The organism is Enterobacter cloacae complex sp. P40C2, from assembly GCF_014930695.1.
In the GTDB taxonomy this organism is placed as follows: domain Bacteria; phylum Pseudomonadota; class Gammaproteobacteria; order Enterobacterales; family Enterobacteriaceae; genus Enterobacter; species Enterobacter pasteurii.
Genome location: NZ_JADBRP010000005.1, coordinates 129,728 through 153,264, shown reverse-complemented (window position 1 = coordinate 153,264; position 23,537 = coordinate 129,728). Strand labels below are relative to the sequence as shown.

General features: G+C 57.0%; 24 protein-coding genes. 6 read left to right on the top strand and 18 right to left on the bottom strand.

Translation table 11 applies throughout. From position 1 onward, the window contains the following. Positions 1-53 precede the first annotated feature (53 nt). The gene (locus IM304_RS11685) at positions 54-938 is read right to left on the bottom strand and encodes a LysR family transcriptional regulator (protein ID WP_193355133.1); all 885 of its coding nucleotides are present in this window, start codon (positions 936-938) and stop codon (positions 54-56) included. Between the two features lie 102 nt (positions 939-1,040). Here IM304_RS11685 and IM304_RS11680 point away from each other — a divergent pair, with 102 nt between their 5' ends. After that, positions 1,041-2,135, top strand: coding sequence for an NADH:flavin oxidoreductase (locus IM304_RS11680; RefSeq protein ID WP_193355132.1), 1,095 nt, complete (start codon positions 1,041-1,043; stop codon positions 2,133-2,135). A 37-nt stretch (positions 2,136-2,172) separates the two neighbouring features. Next, positions 2,173-2,874, top strand: coding sequence for an arginase family protein (locus tag IM304_RS11675; RefSeq protein WP_227009574.1), 702 nt, complete (start codon positions 2,173-2,175; stop codon positions 2,872-2,874). Between the two features lie 398 nt (positions 2,875-3,272). Here the strand turns inward: IM304_RS11675 and IM304_RS11670 are convergent, their stop codons facing one another. From IM304_RS11670 to IM304_RS11650, 5 genes are all read right to left on the bottom strand, one after another. Further along, positions 3,273-3,752, bottom strand: a complete 480-nt coding sequence (locus IM304_RS11670; protein ID WP_193355131.1) for a GNAT family N-acetyltransferase — start codon at positions 3,750-3,752, stop codon at positions 3,273-3,275. Positions 3,753-3,835: 83 nt separating this feature from the next. Further along, the gene (locus tag IM304_RS11665) at positions 3,836-4,210 is read right to left on the bottom strand and encodes a cell envelope integrity TolA C-terminal domain-containing protein (protein WP_227009587.1); all 375 of its coding nucleotides are present in this window, start codon (positions 4,208-4,210) and stop codon (positions 3,836-3,838) included. A 68-nt stretch (positions 4,211-4,278) separates the two neighbouring features. Then, complete coding sequence (locus IM304_RS11660; protein WP_369750619.1) at positions 4,279-4,941, bottom strand: epoxyqueuosine reductase QueH; 663 nt, start codon at positions 4,939-4,941, stop codon at positions 4,279-4,281. Between the two features lie 91 nt (positions 4,942-5,032). Then, a complete protein-coding gene (locus IM304_RS11655; RefSeq protein ID WP_193355130.1) occupies positions 5,033-6,325 on the bottom strand; it encodes a glycoside hydrolase family 28 protein in 1,293 nt (430 codons plus the stop codon). A gap of 104 nt (positions 6,326-6,429) precedes the next feature. After that, on the bottom strand, positions 6,430-7,188 hold the full coding sequence (locus IM304_RS11650; protein ID WP_193355129.1) for a DeoR/GlpR family DNA-binding transcription regulator: 759 nt from the start codon (positions 7,186-7,188) through the stop codon (positions 6,430-6,432). A gap of 85 nt (positions 7,189-7,273) precedes the next feature. Here IM304_RS11650 and IM304_RS11645 point away from each other — a divergent pair, with 85 nt between their 5' ends. Next, positions 7,274-7,858 (top strand): NUDIX domain-containing protein, encoded by a 585-nt coding sequence (locus tag IM304_RS11645; RefSeq protein WP_176610327.1) that lies wholly within the window; start codon positions 7,274-7,276, stop codon positions 7,856-7,858. Positions 7,859-7,941: 83 nt separating this feature from the next. Continuing rightward, complete coding sequence (gene tam / locus IM304_RS11640) at positions 7,942-8,700, top strand: trans-aconitate 2-methyltransferase (protein ID WP_193355128.1); 759 nt, start codon at positions 7,942-7,944, stop codon at positions 8,698-8,700. Positions 8,701-8,706: 6 nt separating this feature from the next. Here tam and IM304_RS11635 read toward each other — a convergent pair whose 3' ends face one another. From IM304_RS11635 to IM304_RS11615, 5 genes are all read right to left on the bottom strand, one after another. Beyond that, the gene (locus tag IM304_RS11635; protein WP_193355127.1) at positions 8,707-9,897 is read right to left on the bottom strand and encodes a cytochrome c biogenesis protein/redoxin; all 1,191 of its coding nucleotides are present in this window, start codon (positions 9,895-9,897) and stop codon (positions 8,707-8,709) included. A 135-nt stretch (positions 9,898-10,032) separates the two neighbouring features. Further along, positions 10,033-11,328, bottom strand: coding sequence for an ATP-binding protein (locus IM304_RS11630; RefSeq protein ID WP_193355126.1), 1,296 nt, complete (start codon positions 11,326-11,328; stop codon positions 10,033-10,035). Continuing rightward, complete coding sequence (locus IM304_RS11625; protein ID WP_193355125.1) at positions 11,325-12,065, bottom strand: response regulator; 741 nt, start codon at positions 12,063-12,065, stop codon at positions 11,325-11,327. The genes IM304_RS11630 and IM304_RS11625 overlap by 4 nt, the downstream gene beginning before the upstream one ends. Before the next feature lie 44 nt (positions 12,066-12,109). Beyond that, complete coding sequence (locus IM304_RS11620) at positions 12,110-13,105, bottom strand: alpha/beta fold hydrolase (RefSeq protein ID WP_148419539.1); 996 nt, start codon at positions 13,103-13,105, stop codon at positions 12,110-12,112. 143 nt (positions 13,106-13,248) lie between these two features. Next, positions 13,249-13,689, bottom strand: a complete 441-nt coding sequence (locus IM304_RS11615) for a GNAT family N-acetyltransferase (protein WP_193355124.1) — start codon at positions 13,687-13,689, stop codon at positions 13,249-13,251. A gap of 116 nt (positions 13,690-13,805) precedes the next feature. Here IM304_RS11615 and IM304_RS11610 point away from each other — a divergent pair, with 116 nt between their 5' ends. After that, complete coding sequence (locus tag IM304_RS11610; RefSeq protein ID WP_193355123.1) at positions 13,806-14,354, top strand: GNAT family N-acetyltransferase; 549 nt, start codon at positions 13,806-13,808, stop codon at positions 14,352-14,354. Here IM304_RS11610 and IM304_RS11605 read toward each other — a convergent pair. The 7 genes from IM304_RS11605 to sad form a co-directional block, all read right to left on the bottom strand. Beyond that, positions 14,342-15,256, bottom strand: coding sequence for a bestrophin family protein (locus IM304_RS11605; RefSeq protein ID WP_193355122.1), 915 nt, complete (start codon positions 15,254-15,256; stop codon positions 14,342-14,344). The two genes, IM304_RS11610 and IM304_RS11605, sit on opposite strands and share 13 nt — an antisense overlap. A gap of 201 nt (positions 15,257-15,457) precedes the next feature. Then, positions 15,458-16,909, bottom strand: coding sequence for a tagaturonate reductase (locus IM304_RS11600; RefSeq protein ID WP_193355121.1), 1,452 nt, complete (start codon positions 16,907-16,909; stop codon positions 15,458-15,460). 172 nt (positions 16,910-17,081) lie between these two features. Beyond that, entirely contained in the window at positions 17,082-18,047 is a 966-nt protein-coding gene (locus IM304_RS11595) for a sensor domain-containing diguanylate cyclase (protein ID WP_148419533.1), read from the bottom strand. Positions 18,048-18,108: 61 nt separating this feature from the next. Next, positions 18,109-18,468: a DUF4186 domain-containing protein gene (locus IM304_RS11590; protein WP_193355120.1), complete on the bottom strand. Its 360-nt coding sequence runs from the start codon at positions 18,466-18,468 to the stop codon at positions 18,109-18,111. Next, positions 18,468-19,394 carry a glutaminase B gene (gene glsB, locus IM304_RS11585; protein ID WP_193355119.1) on the bottom strand — a complete coding sequence of 309 codons (927 nt, stop codon included), beginning with the start codon at positions 19,392-19,394 and terminating at the stop codon, positions 18,468-18,470. The genes IM304_RS11590 and glsB overlap by 1 nt, the downstream gene beginning before the upstream one ends. Positions 19,395-19,456: 62 nt before the next feature. Then, positions 19,457-21,046 (bottom strand): methyl-accepting chemotaxis protein, encoded by a 1,590-nt coding sequence (locus IM304_RS11580; RefSeq protein WP_148419562.1) that lies wholly within the window; start codon positions 21,044-21,046, stop codon positions 19,457-19,459. A gap of 127 nt (positions 21,047-21,173) precedes the next feature. Further along, positions 21,174-22,556 carry a succinate-semialdehyde dehydrogenase gene (gene sad / locus IM304_RS11575; RefSeq protein WP_193355118.1) on the bottom strand — a complete coding sequence of 461 codons (1,383 nt, stop codon included), beginning with the start codon at positions 22,554-22,556 and terminating at the stop codon, positions 21,174-21,176. Positions 22,557-22,655: 99 nt separating this feature from the next. Between sad and IM304_RS11570 the strand changes: the two genes are divergently transcribed. Further along, complete coding sequence (locus tag IM304_RS11570; protein WP_193355117.1) at positions 22,656-23,534, top strand: LysR family transcriptional regulator; 879 nt, start codon at positions 22,656-22,658, stop codon at positions 23,532-23,534. The last annotated feature ends 3 nt before the right edge of the window (positions 23,535-23,537 follow it).

Genomic DNA, 23,537 nt, shown 5'->3' with positions numbered 1-23,537 from the left:
CGAAGAGCGGACATTATGACCTTATCACTCTCTGCAAAAGTTGAACTTATCATTCATGACATAAGTCTCTTCAGCGAAGACTTTAAAGCATCTAGAAAGACAGTAACGCGGCATGGCAGGTAGCGCTTTGTCGGAAACAGCGCCCATATTGCCAGCATGTGGCATTCCGCATCACTAAGTGTTATTTCGACGAGTTCTCCGGTTGCAAGTTCAGAGTAAATATCTGCTTTTGTTAGTTGTGCCAGGCCCGCTCCGGCCTTACACATACTTCGGACACCTTCTACATTGTTACAAATGAACCGTGGCTCAAATAAATGACTGAGTAGGTTCCCATCTTTCACAAATGTCCACTGAGACACCATTGCCGTTCTCAAACACAGATGATTGGTCAGTTCTGCCAGAGTGGTGGGAATCCCGTGCCGGGAAAGATAAGCAGGTGAGGCACAGAGGACCCGGGGGTTGCTGCTGAGTCTGTGGGCAATCAGGTTCGAATCCCTGAGCGGGGCAACCCTGATGGCCACATCGTATCCCTGACCCACGATATCCACTACGTCATCGCTAAGGTTGAGGTCGATTTTCATCTTCGGATTCCGTTCCATGAGTTCAGGCAGCAGGGGAAGTATATAACGGCGGCCGATGCCGGAGGGTGCCGTGATCCTCAAGAGGCCTGTTGCCCCGCCAGCGTCCTCGCTGAACATAATCCGCGCGCCCTGCTCTGCTTCCATCATGGTTCTGGCATAGGGAAGAAATTCTTCGCCCTCGCTGGTCAGTGAGACCGCGCGGGTCGTACGCTGAAACAGGCGCGCCCCTAAATCCTTTTCCAGCTGGGCGAGATGTCGCGACACGCTCATCGCGCTCATGCCAAGTCTGCGTGCGGCCTGAGAAAGATTGCAGGTTTCCGCAAGTACGGTGAACAGTTCGACGTCCCGAAGATTCATTATATCTATTTCCGTTATACAGTGATGCATTTCTTATCAGTATAACGTTCTGTATAACGGCATTATAATTATTTTTATTATAATTGTTACCGGGGAGTCACCATGCACTACGCATCCTTATATGAAGCCAAATCCATTAACCGCACCCTGTTCCGCAATCGCATTATGGTTGCCCCTATGACGCGTATCTCCGCGTCTGAAACCGGCGTACCGGGTAAAAAAATGCAGGATTATTACTCCCGGTTTGCCCGGGGAGGTTTTGGTGCCATCATCACCGAAGGTATCTATATTGACCAGGCGTGGTCGCAGACCTATGCGTTTCAGCCAGGCATCGTGAATGAAGAACAGCTCTCCGGCTGGAAAAATATTGTCGAAAAAGCGCATCAGAACGGTGCACGCGTTATAGCCCAGCTCATTCATGCCGGTGCGTTGTCTCAGAAAAATATCTACCGTCCGGACTCTGCCGGTCCTTCCGCCGTAAAACCTAAAGGGCAGCAGCTTGAGTTCTATCATGGTTCCGGTGAATACCGTACACCCCAGGCACTCAGTGAAGAGCAGATCCACGACATCATCTCCAGTTTTGCTGACAGCGCTGAGCGTGCCGTCAGTGATGCAAAATTTGACGGGGTTGAGATCCATGCGGCGAACGGGTACCTGCTTGATCAGTTCCTGACAGACTATACCAACCAGCGTACTGATGGATGGGGTGGTTCCCTGGAAAACCGGCTGGCCATTACGTTGGAAGTTATCCGTGCTGTACGCAGCGAAATTGGCGCAGAAAAGACGCTGGGCGTCAGGATTTCGCAGGGAAAAGTAAACGATTTTCATCATAAATGGAAAGAAGGTGAGGCAGAGGCCAGGACAATATTTGGCCTGCTCGCCGATGCCGGCGTGGACTATATCCATGTGACCGAATATAAAGCTTGGCTGCCTGCATTCGAGAATGGCGATAAGAGCCTTGTTGAGCTTGCCCGTGAAGCCGCTCCTGAGACCGTCATCATTGCTAACGGCGGGCTGGATGACGGTGAAACGGCAGAAAAGCTTCTGCGTATGGGGGCTGACTTTGTTTCCATTGGCAAAGCTGCGCTTGCCAATTCTGACTGGCCACGAAAGGTCAGCAGCGGTCTGCCACTCCACGATCTGCCTGGCGATATTCTTTCACCGGTTGCGGACATTAAGGAAAAAGAGCGTTTTTAATTGTTATCACCAGCTGTACTGAAACCAGGGAGTTAACATGACTGACAAGTCGAAAAGAACCATCAGGATCTTATTTCCACAGTGGCAGGGTGGCAACCAGGAGCTCTACGGGTTTGGTGCCCGGCTGCTGCACTGGCTCTCTCCGGAGTCACGCTCCCCTCTGCATACTATCAGCGTGCCGGAGTTTAACCCGGACACGCCTGAGCCTGAACAGGGGCTGCTTTATCGCCGGCAGTTACTCAGCCAGCATGATGAGGCCTGGGCAGTGCTGGAAAAAGAAGAACCGGATCATATCGTGGTGTTTGGAGGTGACTGCCTTGTAGACCAGGCCCCCTTTGCCTGGATGAACGAGAGGCACAATGGCGAAATGGGCGTACTGTGGATCGATTCACACCCGGATGTGAAGACCCCGCGCGATTTTACCAACGGCCATACCATGGTGCTGGGTAATCTTTTAGGCGGCGGCGATCCGGAGTTTGCTTCAAAAGTGAAGATCCCTGTATCCCCCTCGCGCGTCATGTATGCCGGCCTGATTGAAGAAGGGCTGACGGAGCAGGAAACGGCCGTTATCAGCGATCTTGGTCTGCAGGTCGCACGACCGGAAGAGCTTTATGAAAACAGTGACAGGATCACACGCTGGATAAAAGAACAGAACATCTGCAAACTTGCCGTGCATCTGGACCTGGATGTCCTCAATCCGGACGTCTGTCTTCCGTTCGCTGCTGTTCGCGGAGCCTGAACCTGAGTTTGACTGGCAGGCGGTGTATCCGGTAGGGAAACTGAACCTTACGCAGACGCTTAGGATTATCCGTGATGTCTCTGCCGAGACAGAAATTGTGATTATAGGTATTACCGAACATCTGCCATGGGATGCCTGGAATCTTAAAGAGTTTCTTAAAAAGCTTCCTATAATGAACGAGTAAGAGCCAGATCTAATTTTGTCAGCACGTCATCTTGAGGATATACGGACTTCTGACATAACCTATTGGCAGTACTGATACTTTTCCTGTCACATCGTCCGCTTCTGGCACAGAGCGGACATTTGAGCTTTGCCCTGCCTCGGACATCTGAACTTAGCTTTGACATACTAGCGAAATAATGACATGCGCCTCCAGTCCAATCTCCCCAATCATGTCACTACTCCTTTCCGCTTTTCCGGCATAAATCCAGCGTCATAAACCGACTGTTTGGATCAGGCTGATAATCAGCGAACGGTTCGCAGTCAACAAAACCGTGTTTGCTATAAAGTTGATGACATGCGGTAAATCCTGGCTGCGTCCCCGTTTCTAAGCTCAGACGCTTCAGGCCTTTGGCACGCGCAACCTGTAAGATATGCAGCAGAAACAGATTTGCTACACCGCGGCGCAAATAATCAGGTGCGGTACGCATTGATTTCAGCTCGCCATGGTCCTCATTGAGCACTTTCAGCGCGCCAATTCCCGCAAGCTGCTCCCCGTCCCATGCTGACCAAAATATGACTGCCGGATCGCGTAGCTTTTGGACATCCAGCGCATGGCTGCTTTCCGGCGGGGATTGTTCCAGCATGCCGGAGATATGATAGGCAACTAATGCCTGCACGGCTGGATGCGAGAGATCGTCCGTTTTGATAGTAAACATGAATTATTCCAGATGGTTGGCTACAGTTTGTTAACATACAAACAAGCGCCGCCCTCAATGTCTAATACATATTTCTTATGTGGCTAACCCTGCATGTCGAAGCCGGATTTTTGAAAATCCCGGTAGACTTCCGGATTGTTAAAGGCCGGGAATGTGGCTTTCCGGGCGGCTGATTTTATCGCTTCACAATAGGCTTTATTGCCGTTGCTGGTTGATATGCTTAGCGCCGTGCCGTCCCGGGAAAACTCCATGTGCAGCCGGCATTTCTTCCCTTTCCATTTCTGTGGCTCATCAAGCTTATCGTTAATGGCCGCCCTGATTGCCCGCGCTTGCGCACCCCATTCATCCGGATCGTCCCAGCGTCCTGAACTGCAACTGCCCGTGGCCGTGGTCTTGTGGCAGCCGGAAGGATGTAACGGCGCGCATCCCGCGGCCAGGCTGACCACAACGGCCAGCATAACGAATTTCTTAACGGTGTCTGACGATGCCACTTTTTGTTCCTCAATCCATTGTGCACAGGCGCTTATTATTGCCCTTCATCTTCCTTACCGTAGTAAAGTTTACCGAGTTTGATGAGCGGCCTGCCCTGCGATTTACGGTGCATATTCGTATCGCGCAGTGAATAAACGCAGCCACAATACTCCTGCTGGTAGAACTGTTCGCGCTTGCTTATCTCAATCATGCGCGACGATCCTCCCTGCTTACGCCAGTTGTAATCCCAGTACACCATTCCCGGATAATGCGCGGCAGCCCGCTGTCCGCAGTCGTTAATCTGCTGCATGTTCTTCCAGCGGGAAATTCCGAGCGAGCTGCTGATCACGCTGAACCCATTTTCAGCGGCATACAGCGCCGTGCGCTCAAAGCGCATATCAAAGCACATGGTGCAGCGAACGCCGCGCTCGGGCTCCCACTCCATGCCTTTCGCGCGCTCAAACCAGTTATCGGTGTCGTAATCTGCGTCGACGAAGGGCACGCCATGTTTCTCAGCGAAACGAATATTCTCCTCCTTGCGGATGAGATACTCTTTCTGGGGATGAATATTCGGATTGTAAAAGAAGATGGTGTAATCAATGCCCGACGCCTGAATGGCCTCCATGACCTCACCGGAACAGGGGGCGCAACAGGAGTGCAGCAACAGCTTATCTGCGCCGTTTGGAAGCTGTAGTTTCGGACGTTCAAAATTAGTCATAGCCATCAGTCATTTAATTCAGGAAAATTATGGTTGCGGACAGTGTAGCACTTATAAGATTACTGTAAAAAATGCGATAAGCCTCGTGCCCTCAACGCTCATAGACGTCATTGCTGTCCCGCGTCAACGTCCTTGCCGTGACATGGACATCATTAAAGCGCAGCCCGTCAACGCCCGAAATCTTGCCGAACTCGGTGGCATCAATCGTAATACCGTCAAGCGTTAGCCCGCTCACGGGACGTTCCGGATACCCTTCGATGAAAAATGCCCGCGAGAAGCATTGGTCGTCCGAGCGCCGCGCCGTGATATTTTTAATCGTCAGGCCGCTGACTTCGGTGAGACCGGCTTCTCCCTCGACGCCCTCGGCCAGCTTGCGCCAGTGTTCTGGTTTATCAGAGAGATTATCCTGGCTGCCGTAGCTGTACTGCGGGAACCAGTTCAGCTGGATCAGCACCGGAAAACGCACGTCAGTTAGCTGCAAATTCTGAACGGTGATGTCCCGTATAAATCCGCCCCGGTTGCGGGCAGACTTTATGCGAAACCCGACGCCTGTCCCGTTAAACGTATTATTTTCGATCAGGACGCGCTCGATGCCGCCTGAGGTTTCGCTGCCCAGCGCGATCCCGGAACCCTTGTTCAGCGTGCAGCCGCGAATAACGATACCCCTCGCGGCGCGCGCGTTTTGCGCCGCCTCGCGTCCTCGTCCAGATTTGATGCAGATATTGTCGTCATTACAGGAGACGATGCAGCGCTCAACCCGAACCTGTTCGCAGGAGTCTATGTCTATTCCGTCGGTGCTTGGCCCTGCGGAATTAGTAATTTTCACATCCTCAACCGCAATATAGCGCGAATAGCACAGATGCAGATTCCAGAAACCGGATTCCCGGCTGGTGAACTCGCGAAGCGTAACATTCTGGCTCTCAAAGACCAGAACGTTGCGCGGACGCTGGCAGTCATAATCAACGACCCAGCGCAATCCTCTGGCACCGTAGTCCCCGACCATTCCGCTGCGCTCGTCATCGCCCCAGAAGCGTCGCCACCATATCTCACCCTGCCCGTCTATCGTGCCCGTGCCGGTAATGCTGACGTCTTCACAATCGATAATATTAATGATGCCTGCCGGCCAGCGCATGTCGATACCGGCCACGCGGGTAGTAATAAGCGGATAGTCAGCCAGATCCTGACTTCCCGCGAGCCGGGCGCCATCGTCCAGGCGAAGCGAAACGCCGCTTTTCAGAAACAGCGCTCCGCTCAGATAGCGGCCTTGCGGGATGACAATGACGTCGCCGCGGTGAGCCGAGTTTATCGCCTGCTGAATGGCGGAGGTTGATGGGCGTTGCGCGGCGGGATCCGCGCCAAACGCCAGAACAGAGATCTCTGTCATGGGCGATCCTTAAGCTGATAAAAGCTTCAGTCTAAGGATCGGCATGGCGGATAACCTTTCTCTCGTTGACAGCCGCGCGGTCTGGCTGGCAAAAAAGCGGATATTTACCGGCTGGCGATCACCGCAACGCCCTTTTCTTTCATAGCGTTGACCCAGCGTTCATCCGTCGTGTCCTCAACGACCAGAGTATTCACTAACGACAAATCGCCGATCGCAAACGCAGAGGCGGAGTTGATCTTTTCCGGTGAAGCCAGCACCACCGTTTCCGCCGCCCTGCCGGAAAATGCGCGTTTGATGCACGCTTCTTCATAATCCCCGGTGGTTAGCCCTGCGTCAGGATGAACGCCGGTAACGCCCATGAAGAACAGATCCGCATGAATAGCGTTGATACCTTCAATAGCGGCCGCGCCGACCGTGACGATGGAGTGTTTATACAGGCGTCCGCCAATCAGGATCACCTCAATACAGGGATGGTCGACCAGACCCAGCGCGATGCCGGGGCTGTGCGTCACCACGGTAATGCGCAGATCTGGCGGCAGGAAGGTAATGAGTTCAGAGGTTGTCGTCCCGCCATCGATGATAACGACCTGCCCCGGTGAAATAAGCTGCGCGCCCCGGCGGGCCACGCGTTTTTTGGCATCCATCTTTACGGACTGACGTTCAGCGAACGGGGCAATTGCGGAGGATGCCGGAAGCGCGCCGCCGTGAACGCGCTGTAGACGCCCTTCTGCCGCCAGCTCGCGTAAATCACGACGGATAGTGTCTTCCGACACCGAAAAATAGTGGCTGAGCGCCGTGGACTGAACCTGGCCTTCCGCCTCCAGCTTTTCAAGTATTAATTGTTTACGCTGACTGGTAAGCATTTTCTTTCCTGAAGCTGCACGATAATTCTTGAATGTGCGTGAAGTTGCTGTTTATGATGCTTACTCTACGAGAGGAGGATGAAACGTGCAATCAAAACGTGCAGATATACGCATCATCAGCAGTGAAACCTTGTCCGATAACTGGTACATCCTGAAAAAATACACGTTTGATCTTCAGCGCAGCGATGGCGAATGGCAGCGACAGGAGCGTGAAGTGTATGACCGCGGCAATGGCGCGACGATCCTGCTCTACAATCGCGACAAAAGGACGGTCATTCTTACCCGCCAGTTCCGCTTTCCGGTCTTTGTAAACGGTCACGAAGAGGATCTCATTGAGGCAGCCGCGGGGCTGCTCGACAACCTCGATCCGGAAAGCCGCATCAGGGCCGAAGCGGAAGAAGAAACCGGGTTCAGGGTGTCCCGCGTGGAGAAGATTTTTGAGGCGTATATGAGCCCGGGCTCCGTAACCGAAAAGCTCTACTTCTATCTTGCGGAATATCACCCGCAGGACCGGACCGGCGCGGGCGGCGGCGTCAAATCAGAGGGCGAAGATATCAAGGTGCTTGAAATGACGCTCGACGACGCGCTTCGGGGCATTGAGAACGGCCAGATCGTGGACGGAAAAACTATCATGCTGCTTTATCACGTGGCCCTGAAGGGGATTATGTGATCCGGCAGAAACCAGATACCTGCCCCGGTGCAGGTATCTCCCTGTGCTATCCTTGCTGAACACCTCAACGCGGAGATGCGAAAATGGCAGACTGGGATCCCTCTCTTTATCTACAGTACAGCGCAGAGCGCACGCGACCCGCAGCCGATCTGCTTGCCCGGGTGCCGCTTGCTGACGTGACGTCTGCCGTTGATCTGGGCTGTGGTCCCGGCAACAGCACGGCGCTGCTGCGACAGCGCTGGCCTTCAGCCCAGATTACGGGAGTGGATAACTCTCCGGCGATGCTCGAGGAAGCCCGAAACGCCCTGCCGGACTGCCAGTTTGTGGAAGCGGATATCCGCCACTACAGGCCGGTGCAGCCTGTGAACCTCGTCTATGCCAACGCCTCCCTTCAGTGGATCCCGGACCATTACCATCTTCTGCCGCATCTGGTATCGCTGCTCCAGCTAAACGGCGTGCTGGCGGTGCAAATGCCGGATAACTGGCTTGAGCCAACGCACGCCTTAATGCGCGAAGTCGCCCTGGAACAGGGCTACCCGGATCGGGGCCGCGAGCCGCTGCCGGGCATCCATGCCTTTTACGATATTCTGACGGAAGCGGGATGCGACGTGGATATCTGGCGCACCACCTACTTCCATCAGATGAGTTCGCATCAGGCCATCGTAGACTGGGTAAGCGCGACGGGATTACGTCCGTGGATACAGGACCTCAGCGAGAACGAGCAAAAAAAATTCCTGGAACGCTACCATGAGCTTTTGCAGGGGCAGTATCCGCTTCAGGAAAACGGGCAGATACTGCTGGCCTTTCCCCGCCTGTTTATCGTTGCTCAGCGGGTGCCGTAGGGCGATTCAGGAACGCGCCTCCTTGAGAAGCTGCTGAATAACGGCCTCCTGCCTGTCGTAGTTGCCTTCGCCAAACGAGGTGTAGCGCAGCTGCCCTTTCGCATCGAAATAGTAATGCGCGGGCCAGTACTGATTGCCGAACGCGGTCCAGATCTTATAGCCGTTGTCCGTCACCACCCGATACGGCAGCTGCCACTTGTTCACCGCGTTTTTCACCGACGATAGCGGTTTTTCCCACGGGTATTCCGGCGTGTGTACGCCAATCACCACCAGGCCTTGAGACTGATACTTCCTGGCCCAGTCGCGCACGTGCGGGAGCGCGTGCTGGCAGTTAATACAGCCCCAGGTCCAGAAGTCGATAAGGACAACCTTACCCCGTAAGGATTCAGACGTGACAGGGTCACCGTTTATCCAGCCCGTTCCGCCGCTCAGCGACGGCAGCTGGCTGCTGGGGGCCGTTTCCACTGCCGGCTGCAGCTTCACCTGCGACGGTGCCGGTTTCGCCAGGTTCAGGAGCGCGTTTTCCAGCCGGTCGGCAATGCCGTTGGCCCCCTTCAGCGCCGACGTCATTCCGGAAGCATTAAAGGCAACGGCGGCTAACATCATCACTCCCGCCCCCTGGCGCAGACGCGCCATCAGCGCGGATTTGGATCGTAACGGCGCGATCAGCTTTCGACCACCTGCTGCCAGCAGCCCCAGCATCAGCGCGCATCCTCCGCCGTAAGCGGCCAACAGCGCGCCGGTGGCGACGGGCGAGTGTCCCGCAATATTGATGCTGAAGATCGCCCCGAGAATCGGCCCGGCACAGGGAGACCACAGCAGTCCTACGGCAAGCCCTGCCAGAAACGCCGACAGCATGCCGCGCGTCTGCGCGCTGCGGGTGTTCAGCACGTTCCCGGCGCTGACCGCCGGGCTGGCAATGCGCTGGGCGAGCTGCGGGAAAATGAGGGCCAGTGCGGCGATGCCCAGCACCAGAAGCGCAATCCAGCGGCCGATAGCGGTGGCGTCAGCGATCCACTCGCTGGCAGCCGTCACCACCATCGCCACCAGGGTGAACATTACAATCATGCCCGCCAGAAGCGCCAGAATGTGCTTGCGCTGCCCCTGAAATCCGGCGAACAGCAGAGGAATGACGGGAAGCGTGCACGGGCTGAGCAGGCTAATCATGCCGCCCAAAAAAGCGATTATCAGAAACATAAGGACCTCACGATACCGTTGCTGCGAAGGTGCAGTGAGGTCATTTCACCGTACGAATGTGTTCGGGCCGTGTGCAAAAAGCGTAATTTTGTCTGCCAGCGTATCGGCGCCGTAACCGGATACAGACGCGTACAATTAGCCGCGCGGCAGCGTCACGCTCACCATCAGCCCGCCCTCCTCACGGTTGGCAAGATGCAGTTTGCCGCTGAGCCGGGCGGTGAGCTGCGCTGCAATGGCAAGGCCTAACCCCGTACCGCCAGTTTCGCGGTTGCGCGACGTTTCAACCCGGTAGAACGGCTGTAAAACCGCGTCCAGCTCGGCATCCGGGATGCCCGGTCCGTTATCCATGATGCGGATCGCTACCTGTCGTTCGTCCTCATCAATCTCGATCGTCGCGCTATCGCCAAACTTCAGCGCGTTATCCAGCAGGTTGGTCATTACCCGACGCAATGCCTGCGGGCGCGTAACGATCGGCAGGCGGATATCGCGTGCATGAAACTGCACGTTTTTACCAATATCCTGATAATCGCTGGCGATGCTGTTGATCCACGCATTCAGCTCCAGCTTCAGCGTCGTCTCCTCAAGCGATTCTGATGACCGGGCATAGGCAATCCCCTCCCGTACCAGACGCGACATATTGTCGAGGTCGCTCAGCAGCTTATCGCGGAGCGCCGGCTGCTCCGTCATTTCGACCCGCAGCTTCATGCGCGTGATGGGGGTCTGAAGGTCGTGAGAAATGGACGCCAGGATCTGGGCGCGCTCGCGCAGGTGCGCCTGTATCCGGGATTGCATCTCATTGAAGGCATGCGCCGCCTGGCGGACTTCGACCGGCCCTTTTTCCGCCATCGGGGAATGTGCCGCCGGGTCAAGCGAGTCGACCGCGCGCGTGAACTGCATGAAGGGCCGGACGACCTGGCGGACTGCGATCCATGCGCATAGCGCGACCAGTAACAGCTGAAGTATCAGCACCGCGGGCAGCCAGCTGGCGACGGGCGGCATGCGTGGGATCAGATCGATAGTCAGCGGCGCGCCGTCGCTAAGCGTAAGATGGGCCTGGATATGGGATACGGGCCCCGGAACCGCCGTAAACGTGAGCGGGTAGCGTTCAGCCAGCGTCGCTTTGAGGGTACGGACCGCATCCTGCGAGCGCTTATCCGCTGGCGCGGCGCCTGACTCGCCGGGGCCAAGGATATACCGGTAATTGCCGCGATTGAGTTGTTCCAGCCACCCGGGCCGCTCGCTGGCCGGAAGCCGGTCGAGAATGGCCACGCTGGTCGCGACGTCGTTCTCAAGGTTGCCCAGCATCACGGCGCGGGCGCTGCGCATTCGCTCAACCATGACCAGCGTCAGGCTGAGCGAGTTGGCCAGCAGGAGCCCAAGCAGCACAACGATCAGCAGCCGGGCCAGGAGCGTGCGCGGCCACAGCGTCATTCATTGGCCTCGACGATGGTCACCGGCATGGTAAACACGTAGCCTTCACTGCGCACGGTTTTGATATAGGCTGGCGTGCGCGCATCTTCATTCAGGCGCTGACGCACGCGGCTTACCAGAAGATCTATCGAGCGTTCAAACAGCTCGGCATCGCGTCCCTGCGTCAGGTTCAGCAGCTGGTCCCGCGTCAGCACCCGTTGAGGATGATCGAGAAACACGCGCAGAAGACGGTATTCTGCCCCGCTTAGCGCCACAATCATCCCCTCGTTATCAATCAAGTGACGCGCCACCGTATCCAGCTGCCATTCTCCGAATACCACCAGGCGCCCTGCTTCGGTCACCCGAAGATTGGGCGGCATGGCGCGAAAACGACGCAGGATGGCTTTGATACGCGCCAGCAGTTCGCGGGCCACAAACGGCTTCACCACGTAATCGTCTGCACCCATCTCCAGCCCCAGGATCCGGTCGGTGTCTTCGTTCCGGGCGGTGAGCATCAGGATCGGCAGATCCTTATGCCTGCTGCTGCGCAGCTGTCGGCACAGCGTCAGGCCGTCGTCGCCGGGCATCATCACGTCCAGCACCACCAGGTCGATATGCTGTTTGTCGAGCACCGCGCGCATCTCTTTGCCGTTGGCCGCGCCGGAGGCGTGATAGCCCGACTTCACGAGATAATCGACAACCAGTTCACGAATATCCCTGTCGTCATCGACGACAAGGATGCGATCAATATGCTCCACCGCAGGCTCCTGAATAAGGGGTAACGGATTGAAAATAGCACATCTCAGAGCTTGTCCGCGTCAACAACCGCCTTAACGAAGTCCTGCGGATCTTCCTGCGGCGGGTTGTGGCCAACGGTAGCACCGAAGGTACGGTGCTCATATTTCCCGGTAAATTTTCCGGCATAGGCAGCGGGCGCAGGATGAGGCGCCCCGTTGTTACCGCCCTCGATGGTTATCGTCGGAACCGTGATATTCGGCAGCGTCGCCAGCTTTTGCTCATAGGCGTCATATTTTTTCTCTCCTCTTTCCAGCCCCAGACGCCAGCGGTAATTACTGAGCGTGACGGCAACGTGGTCCGGGTTATCGAGGGATTTAGCGCTGGCTTCAAAGGTGGCATCGCTGAATTTCCAGTCTGGCGAGGCCTGCGACCAGATCAGGCGAGCAAAATCGTGCGTATTTTTGGCATAGCCTTCCGCACCGCGCGGCGTGGCGAAGTAGAACTGATACCACCACTGCACCTCCGCCTTCGGCGGTAAGGGTTGCTTACCAATCGCCTGGCTGCTAATCAGGTAGCCGCTCACCGAGACCAGCGATTTCACGCGCTCTGGCCACAGCGCGGCGACGATATCCGCCGTGCGCGCGCCCCAGTCATACCCTGCAAACACCGCCTGCCGGATGTTGAGCGCATCCATCAGGTTAACAATGTCTTTTGCCATTGCAGAAGGCTGGCCGTTACGCGGTGTTTTATCAGAAATAAACCGCGTGGTGCCGTAACCGCGAAGGGACGGCACAATGACACGGTACCCTTTCGCGGCCAGCGCCGGGGCAACCTCGGCGTAACTGTGAATGTCGTACGGCCAGCCATGCAGCAGGATCACCGGTTGCCCGTCTTTCGGCCCGATATCGACATAACCGACGTTAAGATCGCCGGCGTTAATTTGTTTTACCTGCGTAAAGGCAGACGAATAATCGTTGCCGGTCGCTTCTGCCTGACAGGACATCACGGTACCAAGCGAAACGCTCAGCGCGACGGCGGAAAAGGCGAGTTTGTTAAGCATGATGTTATCTCCGGGTAAGTTCAGTTGACGGGGATATAACACCATGCGTTTGTATAGCGAACGTGTGCGAAAGCCGTTTTATTGCATACCTGTGTACGTATCTCACTCACAGATACAGTGTGATACAAACTCGTGACGATCGGCTAAAGCGACAGGCGGTAACGAACGTAATCGTCGGCTTCGGCGTATTTGTCATACAGCTTACGCGCCGGATTGTTCTCGCGGGTGACCCAGTAGAGTTTTGACCAGCCTTCCCGCTTGCCTTCATCGATCAGGGCGTCGATAAGCGCCTTACCTGCGCCTGCGCAACGTTCCGCTGCATCAACAAACAGATCCTCCAGATAGCAAATGGGCGCGGTTGACCTGGTGCCTTCATGCAGGATACACATGGCGAAGCCGATGACCTTGCCGTCCTTCTCCGCGACCCGGCAAAACAGGGATGATGAGCCTGAAAGCGCCCTTTCCCACGTTGCTGCGGTAACGGATTCCTCAAGGTAACACTCATAGAAATGGGTATAACCGTCCCACAGCGGTCGCCACTGCGGGTAATCTTCGGGGCGTAAAGGACGTACGGTTAGCGTCATGGGAGTTTGGCCTTTGATGGCAATGAATAAAAAAAGCATCACCAAACGCAATGTGATATTGATGAAAATACCAGAAGCCAGACAAAAGCATAACGCTTAAATATGGAGGTTGCCGGATGACGATACCCACGCTAACGACAGCTCGCTTGCTGCTTAAACCCCTTGTGGCTGAAGATGCCGCCCAGATACAGAAGCGTTATCCGCACTGGGAAATCGTTCGCTATATGGTGGCCTCCGTTCCCTGGCCCTATCCCGATGACGGGGCTGAAAGCTACGTGAACCAGGTTGCGCTGCCCGATATGGCTAAAGGGATTGCGTGGTTCTGGACCATTCGCCGCCGCGAAGCGCCGGACGAACTGATGGGGCTGATTTGCCTGTATGACGTGGAGGATAACAACCGGGGCTTCTGGCTGGCGCCGGAGTTTCAGGGCCAGGGATATATGCGGGAAGCGAGCATTGCGGCAACGGATTACTGGTTTAATACCCTTAACAAACCGGTATTGCGCGCGCCGAAAGCGGCCGCCAACAGCCGCTCCCGCCGTATTTCCGACAGCAGCGGCATGCGGCTCATCAGGACGGAAAAGAAAGCGTACGTGAGCGGCGTGCTGGACTCCGAACTGTGGGAAATCACCCGCGAGGAGTGGAACGCCCGTCAGGTCAGCTGATAATGCTTGTCCGGCATAAGCCTTTCAGGGATGTTCTCTTCATCGTTCATCTGCAGCAGGTCGCGTTCCATCATGTTGCAGATGGCGTCCAGCGGCAGATCGTTATCTTCCGTACCAAACGGATCTTCAAGCTCTTCCGCCAGCGTGTCCAGAGAGATAAAGGTGTAAGAAATCAGCGCAGAGACGAACGGCGTCATGTAGTGCAGGTCAACAACCAGCGCAAACGGCAGCATGATGCAGAACAGATATACCGTCCGGTGCAGGATCAGCGTATAGGCAAACGGCACCGGCGTGTTGGCAATGCGTTCGCAGCCAGCCAGCACGATGGACATATCGTTCAGGCGGTTGTTCAGGCTGTGAAACAGGATGTCCGAAAGGTGTCCGCTGCGCCGCCGGACGGCGAGCCACTCCCCCATTATCAGCAGGATACGGTTCGCCGGGGAATTGGCATTCATTACTTTGCGCAGGTCGTCAGGGGCCAGATAGCGAGACAGCTGCTCGGCGTTGATTTCTTTGCGCAGGGTCATGCGCAGACAGTTTGCAAAGGCAATTTGCAGGCGAACAAACTCTCCAAGCTGCTTATCTTCCGGTAAGGTATTTTTTACCTCGCGAAACAGCGAGCGCGCCGCTATCATCAACTGCCCCCACAGCAGGCGAGCCTCAACGTAGCGTGAGTAGCAGGCGTTGTTGCGAAAACCCAGGAAGATGGCGATAGCCACGCCGAGAATGCTAAACGGCGCAACGGTGAAGCGGATGCCCAGCGAGGTGTACCACGGCAGCATCACGATGACGGCGATAGAAAGCAGGAAGTTCAGCAGCAGTCGGGTATAAATTTTAGGAAGTACCGAACCGTGCCAGACGAAAATCAGTTGTAGCCAGTGCTGTTGAGGACGAACAATCATAATCAGCTTCAGAAAAGTAAAGAGCGCGGCTATTAAACGTGATCGCCCTCACAGTTGCAAGCATGTTAATGATTCATTGCATTTTCTGACCTGTTTAGCCTAACGCGCACGGTGCTGCATAGCCTTTTTAAAAAAGGAGCATATAGTATGTTGTAACTAATGAGATCGTATTTAAAACCCGGCAAACGCCGGGCGAAGATATCAGCAGAGCGGTTTTACCGCCTCGCGCATCCCTTTATGGAGAATCGCATCCAGATCCTGCGCAACCTGTTCTACCAGTCCGCTCACCTGGGTCAGGTCCTGCTCCCAGTGCTCGCGCACGCTTAGCACCGCGGCTACCAGCTGGCAGGTGTTCAGCTGCTTGTCATGGTATTGCGTCCACAGCTGCTGATAACGTTCCAGCCAGTGCGCGTCATCCTGCACCGGATAGGCTTCACCGCTACGTTCGCCGCGGTAAAAGGCAATCAGCGCCGCCAGCGCAAAGGTCAGACGAGCGGGCAGTTTACCGGTCGCCTTCTGCCCTGACAGCAGCTGCGGCAGAATACGGGTGCGGTATTTGGTCATCCCGTTTAGCGCAATCGACAGCAGCTGGTGCTTAATGTACGGGTTACGGAAACGCCCCGTTACGGCACTGGCAAAGGAGTGCAGTTCGTCCCGCGGCAGATCCAGCACCGGAATAATCTCCTCATAGATAGCCTTTTCAACGAACGCGCAAACTTCCGCGTCGTTCATCGCTTCCCCTACCGTATCCAGCCCGGCCTGAAACGCGACCGGCACCAGCGCGGTGTGCGCGCCGTTCAGGATCGCCACCTTACGCTCTTTATACGGCCTGATATCGTCCACAATCCGCACGTTGAGCGGGTATTTATCAAGGCGCAGCTCCGCTGAAAGGGATTTTGGCCCCTGAATAACAAACAGGTAGAAATGCTCGGCCGTGTCCAGGAAGCTGTCGCGATAGCCCAGTCCGGCTTCCAGCTCCGCCACCTCATCACGGGGATAGCCGGTAACGATGCGGTCAACGAGCGTCGAGCAGAAGGTATTCGCTTCGTCCAGCCACGTAATAAATGCCGCCGGCAGCGCCCACTCCTGCGCATAGCGCAGCACCAGCTCGCGCAGCGCTTCGCCGTTGTAGTCGATAAGTTCGCAAGGAATGACGATCCAGCCCTTATCCGCCGCGCCGTCGAAGTGGCTGAAGCGCTCAAACAGGAGTCGCGTCAGTTTTGCTGGATAGCTGACGGCTGGCGCATCTTCAAATCTGTCGCCCGCGTGATAGCTGATGCCCGCTTCCGTCGTGTTGGAGAAAACAAACCGCATATCCGGATTATGGGCGAGCCTGAGAAATTCATCGTACTGGTTGTAGACGCTGATTTCGCGGTTCACGGAGCGAATAAGGCGCGCGTCGCTTACCGCTTCCCCCTGCTCGTTCAGACCGCGAATAATGGTGGTGTAGAGCCCGTCCTGGGTGCTCAGCGACGGCGGGAAATCGCTCTGGATCGGGCGAACTATCACCACGCCGGAATTGAGATCCGTATGCTCGTTTAACAGGTCAATTTGCCAGTCAACGAACGCGCGAAGGAAGTTACCTTCGCCAAACTGGATGATACGTTCGGGATAGCGCGCACCGGGGAAATCACGACGGTTGAGTGTGTTCACAATGGAGGTCCTTTATGATTAGTCATACAGCCTGATAAGATTGGTGTAATAACTTATCAAAACTTAACAACCAGAACCCCTGTCTGGATCAACTCATACCGCTATTGTGAAAATTAATCACAAACACGGATAAAACACCGGCGTAGAGATCACTTCTCCACCCGGTGTTATGCTATTTATCGCCGTGGTGCTGTTTCTTCATGGCGTACATCGCCTCATCGGCCTGTTTTAACCACGCCTGCATATCGTTCCGGGTATGATCGAACTCGCTCAGTCCCCAGGAGAACTGCAGCGACCACGGATGCAGCTGGCGCGCGTTATAGCTTTCAGTTTGCTCAACGAGGTACTGCATGGCAATCCACGCCCCGGGCTCATCGGTATCCGCGAACAGTACCGCGAACTCGTCCCCGCCGTAGCGCACCAGCAGATCGGCCTCGCGGAAGGAGGAACGCATCAGGGCGGCCATCGCTTTCAGCGCCTTGTCGCCCTCCTGGTGCCCGAAGCGATCGTTGATCGCCTTGAACTGGTCCAGATCCAGCCAGCCCAGCGTTAAGGGTTCCGCCCGACGCCGCGCCACGGATAATGCAAAGCGCGCAAACTGGTTAAACCCGCGACGGTTAAACAGCCCCGTCAGCTCATCGGTTGTGGACGCGCTTACTGCCGCAAACTCGTCTTCTGCCAGCGCGCTGAGATCGGCCAGCGCGGCGGAATCGCCTGCCGTAAATTCGCGGGGCGCGTAATCAATCAGGCACAGCGAACCGACGCTCGAACCGTCACGCAGGCGGAGCGGGAAACCGGCATAAAAGCGCACGCCTGGCTCTCCCGTCACCTGCGGGTTATCCGCAAAGCGCTCGTCAAGCCGCGCATCCTCAACCACCAGCGGTGCTTCGCTCAGGATGGTATGGCCGCAAAAGGAGAGCTCCCGTGGCTGGCTGCCGGATACCTGGCCGTCAGCCGATTTCACGACCACGGAACGATCGTCCACCAGGGTGATCATCGCCAGCGGCACCTTGAAAAAGCGTTTTGCCAGCCGCGTGAGCCTGTCGAACGCGGGATAACCGTCGAGTTCAAGCAGGCCGGACTCGCGCAGAGCGTTCAGACGCTCGGTTTCATTAACAGGTATTGCAGGTGCTTTCATAACGTCTCCTGACGCTGAGCATTAGTAAAAGCGTAGCTTAAACAGAGACATTGTCAGTTCATCAGGCACGATTTACCTCGATGACCAGCCAATGATGAATAACGTTAACGATATACTGCTGTTGCTGCGCATTAAGCGGCACGCCCTGCGGGATGGCATGCCATTTGGCCAGACAGCCCCGACAGCAGGTTGCCGTGGCGTGCTGGGCGATAAAGACCGGATGGCCGCGCATCGGCGTCTGCTTGCCGTCATTCAACGGGTGTGCAGGCGCCAGCCGCTTTGCGACAAAATCGGCGGCATGCCGATCGATAGTTTCCACGCCTTTATCCCAGCAGTATTGCCGCTCTTTCGGACCTAAACGAAAGCGCGAGCGGAACGTGGAGCGGGCCAGGCGCGCGAATAAAGGATCTAACGTTGACATCAGTATACGGAACGTCCCAGACGTTTGGTGAGCTGCTCCAGCGCCGCCACGCCTGCCAGTGAATTTCCCGTCTCATCCAGCTCCGGGCTCCAGACGGCAATGGCCATCTCGTGCGGTACGATGGCCACAACCCCGCCGCCTACGCCGGATTTAGCCGGAAGCCCCACGCGCCAGGCAAATTCCCCGGCATTCTGATACATCCCGCTGGTCGCCATCAGGGCGTTAATCTGCCGGGCCTGCATCGGAGAGACAACGTCCTCGGCCAGGTGCGGGGCGTAGCCCTGATGCGCGAGGAACAGGAAGGTCTGCGCCAGCTCAACGCAGTTCATCTTCAGCGCGCAGTAGTGGAAATAGTTTTGCAGAACCGTGGCGACATCGTTATGAAAATTGCCGAAAGACTTCATCAGCCAGGCAATGGCGGCGTTACGCGCGGAGTGTTCAAACTCAGAGCGCGCCACCACCGGATCGTAGGCGATGTCCTGCACCCCGGAAAGCTGACGCACAATTTCGAGCATCCGCTGGCGCGGCGCGCTCAGGCGGCTTTGCAGCATATCGCACACCACCAGCGCTCCGGCATTAATAAAGGGGTTTCGCGGCTTGCCCTGCTCAATTTCGAGCTGAAGAAGGGAGTTAAACGGCTGGCCGGAGGGATCTTTGCCTACCCGCTGCCAGATCTCCTGCTCGTCATACTGGCGCATGGCGGCAACCAGGCTAAGCACCTTTGAGATCGACTGAATGGAAAAACGCTCCAGCGCGTCTCCCGCCTGGAAACGCTGACCGTCTATCGTACAAATGGCGATGCCGAGCTTGTTACCGCTGACCGAGGCCAGCGCGGGAATGTAATCGGCAACCTTACCCTGCCCCAGTAATGGACGAACCTGCGCCAGAATATCGTCCAGCATCTCATTATGAATGACCGCAGCCACACTTTGCTCCTTGCCCTCAGGCTAAAACGGGCTGCGAGTATAACAGAGGCTTATATGTCGCGTCAGGCAGGGAGGCGAAAACGCGAGACGGCCTGCAGCAAAAGATCCGACTCCTGATGCAGGCGTTCCGATGCCCGTGACGCTTCAGCCACCAGCATATCCGTCTGACGCGAAACCTGGTTCAGCCCCTGGAGCTGACGCGTCATCTGATGAATGCTTTCCCCCTGATTCAGGGTAGCCATAGAAATATCATTCAGCAGGCTGCTCAGGTTCGCCACCAGGCCGGTAACCTGCTGCAGGTTATCCTCCAGACGATTCACGACCTTAGAGCCCTCCTCAATGCCCTGCAGCGAGTGGTTAATCAGCGCCTGAATGGTTTGCGTGGAATGGCTGCTTTTTCTGGCAAGCAGCCCTACCTCCCGCGCCACCACCGCAAACCCGCGCCCCTGCTCCCCCGCATGGGCGGCTTCAATGGCCGCGTTGAGGGCCAGGATGTTGGTCTGAAACGCCACGCTGTCGATCATCGCGACGATCCCGCGCATCTCGGCGGATCGGTCGACGATCGTCTGCATAGACCCATTCACGGCAGACATCATTTGCTCTCCGCCGGCGGCGGCCTGTCGGGCATCATCGGCGCGCGTGCTGGCGAGTTTTGCATAGCCCGTATTCCCCTCAACGTGGGTTTCAAGATCGGCAATATGCGCGGTGACGTCCTCCAGCTCTTTGGCCTGCCGCGCCGACTGCTGATAAAGCTTCTGATTCCCCTGCGCAAGCGATCCGATATTTTCCACCATGGCGGTGGTGGCCTCGCTGACCTGCGTCACCAGCTGCTGAAGCCCGTACTGCATGGCGGTAATACTGTCGCTGAGCTGGCCAATCTCCCGGTTGAAGCGCACCACGTCGGGCGGGGTGCCCGACAGGTCCCCTGCCGCAAGCAGATTAATATGCGCAATCAGGCGGCGCAGCGGGGTTATCACCCACTTCGCCATCCCGAACCAGACGGCGATGGCAATACCCAGCAGCACCAGCGGGGCAAACAGGAACAGCCGTTGCAGACCCGAAAGCTGGTCCATGAGCGACTGACGGCCCTGTGCCGCCCGCGTCTCGCTCTGAAGCTGGTAGCGGGCATAATTGTCGTTAAAATCGGTCTGAAAGGCCTGGGCTGGCACGGCGAAAAAGAGATCGATGCTGTTCGTTTTTACAAGTCCTTCCGCCTGCTCGCTTATCGCGCCGTAGAACAGCTGGTAGCTATTCACCAGCGCCTCGTCCCGGGGCGGATTAAGCGCGAGCCAGGCTTTCCACGCCAGCTGAGAAGCCGCCAGCGATTTTTGCGCCTCGTCCATCAGGCTATGCCAGCTCCCTTCCGAGCCGGTCTCTTTATCCTGCATGAAGTACACGCCGGAGCGGTTAAGCAGATCGCTTGCCGCCAGCAGGGTGACGCGCGCCTGATCCAGCTTCCCCTGCTGCTGCAATGCCAGCTGATTGCGCTGTTCGTTACGCTGGGCCTGATTCAGGGAGGCGGTAAGCAGAATGGAGGACGAGAGCTGCAGGGCGGAGAAAAGGCCAATAATACAAAAGATGCCGGTCAGCAGGCCAAACTGACGGGGAATAATGCGCGGCGCAACACGGCGAAAAATTTGCGTTAGGTTCATCATTTTCTTCTATAACAATACGTTAGACGCGAGCGAGTCTACGAAACGAAAATGACAGAACCATTGCAGAAAAATGACAGGGGTTGTTAAGCGCCGGGGGGCAGCCCTGCCACACCCGGCCTGAAAACTAGACGCGATCCTTCCACACCGTCTGCACGTTACAAAACTCATGCAGGCCAAAATGAGAAAGCTCCCGCCCGAAGCCGCTCTTCTTCACGCCGCCAAACGCCACGCGCGCATCGCTGGCGCTGTAGCCGTTGATAAACACCCCGCCGCACTCCAGCTCGCGGGAGAACGTCTCGGCCAGCGCCTCGTTCGCGGTAAAGACCGTCGCGGATAAGCCAAAGTCGCTGTCGTTTGCCAGATGCAGGGCGTGGGCAGGGTCCTTCGCCACGGTAATAGCGGCCACCGGACCAAACAGCTCCTGGCGGAAGGCCGTCATCTCCGGCGTGACGTCGCCGAGCACCGTTGGCGCATAATAGTTACCTGCGCCGGCAACCTTCTCCCCGCCAAGCAGCAGCGTTGCCCCTTCCGCCAGCGTCGCCTGCACCTGCTGGTGAAGTTCGTCGCGCAGGTCGAACCGCGCCATCGGGCCGAGGTAGGTCTGTTCCTCATCCGGCGCGCCCATTTTGAGCGCCGCTACCGCCTCAACGAAGCGACGGGTAAACTCTTGCGCAACACCTGCTTCCACAATAAAGCGTTTCGCCGCGGCGCAAACCTGCCCGGTATTCTGATAACGTCCGGCCACGGCAGCGTTAACGGCCAGATCCAGATCGGCATCGTTGAGGACGATAAACGGATCGGAGCCGCCAAGCTCAAGCACGCATTTCTTCAGCGCCGCGCCTGCCTGAGCGCCAATTGCCGCCCCTGCCCGCACGCTGCCGGTGACCGTCACCGCGGCGATACGGCGATCGTTAATCGCCTGGCTTACCCCGTCATTGGTGGCGTTCACCCAGCCAAAGACGCCCTCAGGGAAACCGGCATCCGCGAACAGCTGCCCAATCAGCGCCGCCGAGCCGAGCACGTTCGGGGCATGTTTAAGCAGATAGCTATTTCCCGCCAGCAGGACCGGCACCGCGCCGCGCAGCACCTGCCAGAGCGGAAAGTTCCAGGGCATCACCGCCAGAATCGGCCCCAGCGGACGATATTCAATGACGGCGTTTTCGACCTGGGTAGATTCAGGGCTCAGCATCGCCGGGCCGTGTTCTGCATACCAGTCACAAAGGCTGGCGGACTTGGCGACCTCCGCACGCGCCTGGGCAATCGGCTTGCCCATCTCCCGGGAGATGGTCTGGGCCATCTCCTCCGCGCGGTTACGCAGCGCCGCGCCGAGGTCGCGCAGCTTCTGCGCCCGGTGCGCCGCGCTCTCGCGTCGCCACTCGCGAAAAGCGGTATCCGCTTGGGCAATCGCGTTATCAACCTCCTGAGCCGTTGCCCACGGACGGGCTGCCAGCGTTTCTCCGGTCGCCGGGTTTACAGAGAGGGCATGGGTTGCGGGTGAATAGTTCATGATGTTCTCCACGTAATAACGGTTGATTCATTGTGGCCCACTCTGCTATTTCTTAAAAATGAATAATATTTACCACCCTGTTCACGAATCGAGAATGGCATGGACCTAACACAGCTTGAGATGTTTAACGCCGTCGCGCTAACGGGCAGCATTACCCAGGCGGCGCAGAAGGTGCATCGCGTACCGTCAAACCTGACCACCCGCATTCGTCAGCTTGAAGCGGACCTCGGCGTGGCGCTGTTCATCCGCGAGAATCAGCGGCTGCGGCTTTCGCCCGCCGGGCACAACTTCTTGCGCTACAGCAAACAGATCCTGGCCCTGGTGGACGAGGCGCGCATGGTGGTCGCCGGCGATGAACCGCAGGGGCTGTTCTCTCTCGGCGCGCTGGAAAGTACCGCCGCCGTGCGCATTCCTGAAACGCTGGCGCGGTTTAACCAGCGCTATCCGCGCATACAGTTTGCGCTGTCCACCGGCCCCTCCGGGACGATGATTGACGGCGTGCTGGAAGGGACGCTCAGCGCCGCGTTTGTCGACGGGCCGCTCTCGCATCCGGAGCTGGAGGGCATGCCGGTTTACCGGGAAGAGATGATGCTGGTTACGCCTGCGGGACACGCGGAAGTGTCAAAAGCCACGCAGGTGAGCGGCTGCGACGTTTACGCCTTTCGCGCCAACTGCTCTTATCGTCGGCATCTCGAAAGCTGGTTTCATGCCGACCGCGTAACGCCGGGGCGTATTCACGAGATGGAGTCATACCACGGGATGCTTGCCTGCGTGATTGCCGGAGCCGGCATTGCGCTGATGCCCCGCTCGATGCTGGAGAGCATGCCGGGGCACCATCAGGTGGCGGCGTGGCCGCTGGCGGAAAACTGGCGCTGGCTTACCACCTGGCTGGTGTGGCGTCGGGGGGCGATGACCCGCCAGCTTGAGGCGTTTATCGCGCTGCTGAACGAACGTCAGCCATCCGCGCCTTCTTCATAAACA

Coding starts and splice junctions, on each gene's coding strand:
- IM304_RS11685 (WP_193355133.1), bottom strand. CDS start 938: ATGAATCTTCGGGACGTCGAACTGTTCACCGTACTTGCGGAAACCTGC.
- IM304_RS11680 (WP_193355132.1), top strand. CDS start 1,041: ATGCACTACGCATCCTTATATGAAGCCAAATCCATTAACCGCACCCTG.
- IM304_RS11675 (WP_227009574.1), top strand. CDS start 2,173: ATGACTGACAAGTCGAAAAGAACCATCAGGATCTTATTTCCACAGTGG.
- IM304_RS11670 (WP_193355131.1), bottom strand. CDS start 3,752: ATGTTTACTATCAAAACGGACGATCTCTCGCATCCAGCCGTGCAGGCA.
- IM304_RS11665 (WP_227009587.1), bottom strand. CDS start 4,210: ATGCTGGCCGTTGTGGTCAGCCTGGCCGCGGGATGCGCGCCGTTACAT.
- IM304_RS11660 (WP_369750619.1), bottom strand. CDS start 4,941: ATGACTAATTTTGAACGTCCGAAACTACAGCTTCCAAACGGCGCAGAT.
- IM304_RS11655 (WP_193355130.1), bottom strand. CDS start 6,325: ATGACAGAGATCTCTGTTCTGGCGTTTGGCGCGGATCCCGCCGCGCAA.
- IM304_RS11650 (WP_193355129.1), bottom strand. CDS start 7,188: ATGCTTACCAGTCAGCGTAAACAATTAATACTTGAAAAGCTGGAGGCG.
- tam (WP_193355128.1), top strand. CDS start 7,942: ATGGCAGACTGGGATCCCTCTCTTTATCTACAGTACAGCGCAGAGCGC.
- IM304_RS11635 (WP_193355127.1), bottom strand. CDS start 9,897: ATGTTTCTGATAATCGCTTTTTTGGGCGGCATGATTAGCCTGCTCAGC.
- IM304_RS11630 (WP_193355126.1), bottom strand. CDS start 11,328: ATGACGCTGTGGCCGCGCACGCTCCTGGCCCGGCTGCTGATCGTTGTG.
- IM304_RS11620 (WP_148419539.1), bottom strand. CDS start 13,105: ATGCTTAACAAACTCGCCTTTTCCGCCGTCGCGCTGAGCGTTTCGCTT.
- IM304_RS11615 (WP_193355124.1), bottom strand. CDS start 13,689: ATGACGCTAACCGTACGTCCTTTACGCCCCGAAGATTACCCGCAGTGG.
- IM304_RS11610 (WP_193355123.1), top strand. CDS start 13,806: ATGACGATACCCACGCTAACGACAGCTCGCTTGCTGCTTAAACCCCTT.
- IM304_RS11605 (WP_193355122.1), bottom strand. CDS start 15,256: ATGATTGTTCGTCCTCAACAGCACTGGCTACAACTGATTTTCGTCTGG.
- IM304_RS11595 (WP_148419533.1), bottom strand. CDS start 18,047: ATGAAAGCACCTGCAATACCTGTTAATGAAACCGAGCGTCTGAACGCT.
- IM304_RS11590 (WP_193355120.1), bottom strand. CDS start 18,468: ATGTCAACGTTAGATCCTTTATTCGCGCGCCTGGCCCGCTCCACGTTC.
- IM304_RS11580 (WP_148419562.1), bottom strand. CDS start 21,046: ATGAACCTAACGCAAATTTTTCGCCGTGTTGCGCCGCGCATTATTCCC.
- sad (WP_193355118.1), bottom strand. CDS start 22,556: ATGAACTATTCACCCGCAACCCATGCCCTCTCTGTAAACCCGGCGACC.
- IM304_RS11570 (WP_193355117.1), top strand. CDS start 22,656: ATGGACCTAACACAGCTTGAGATGTTTAACGCCGTCGCGCTAACGGGC.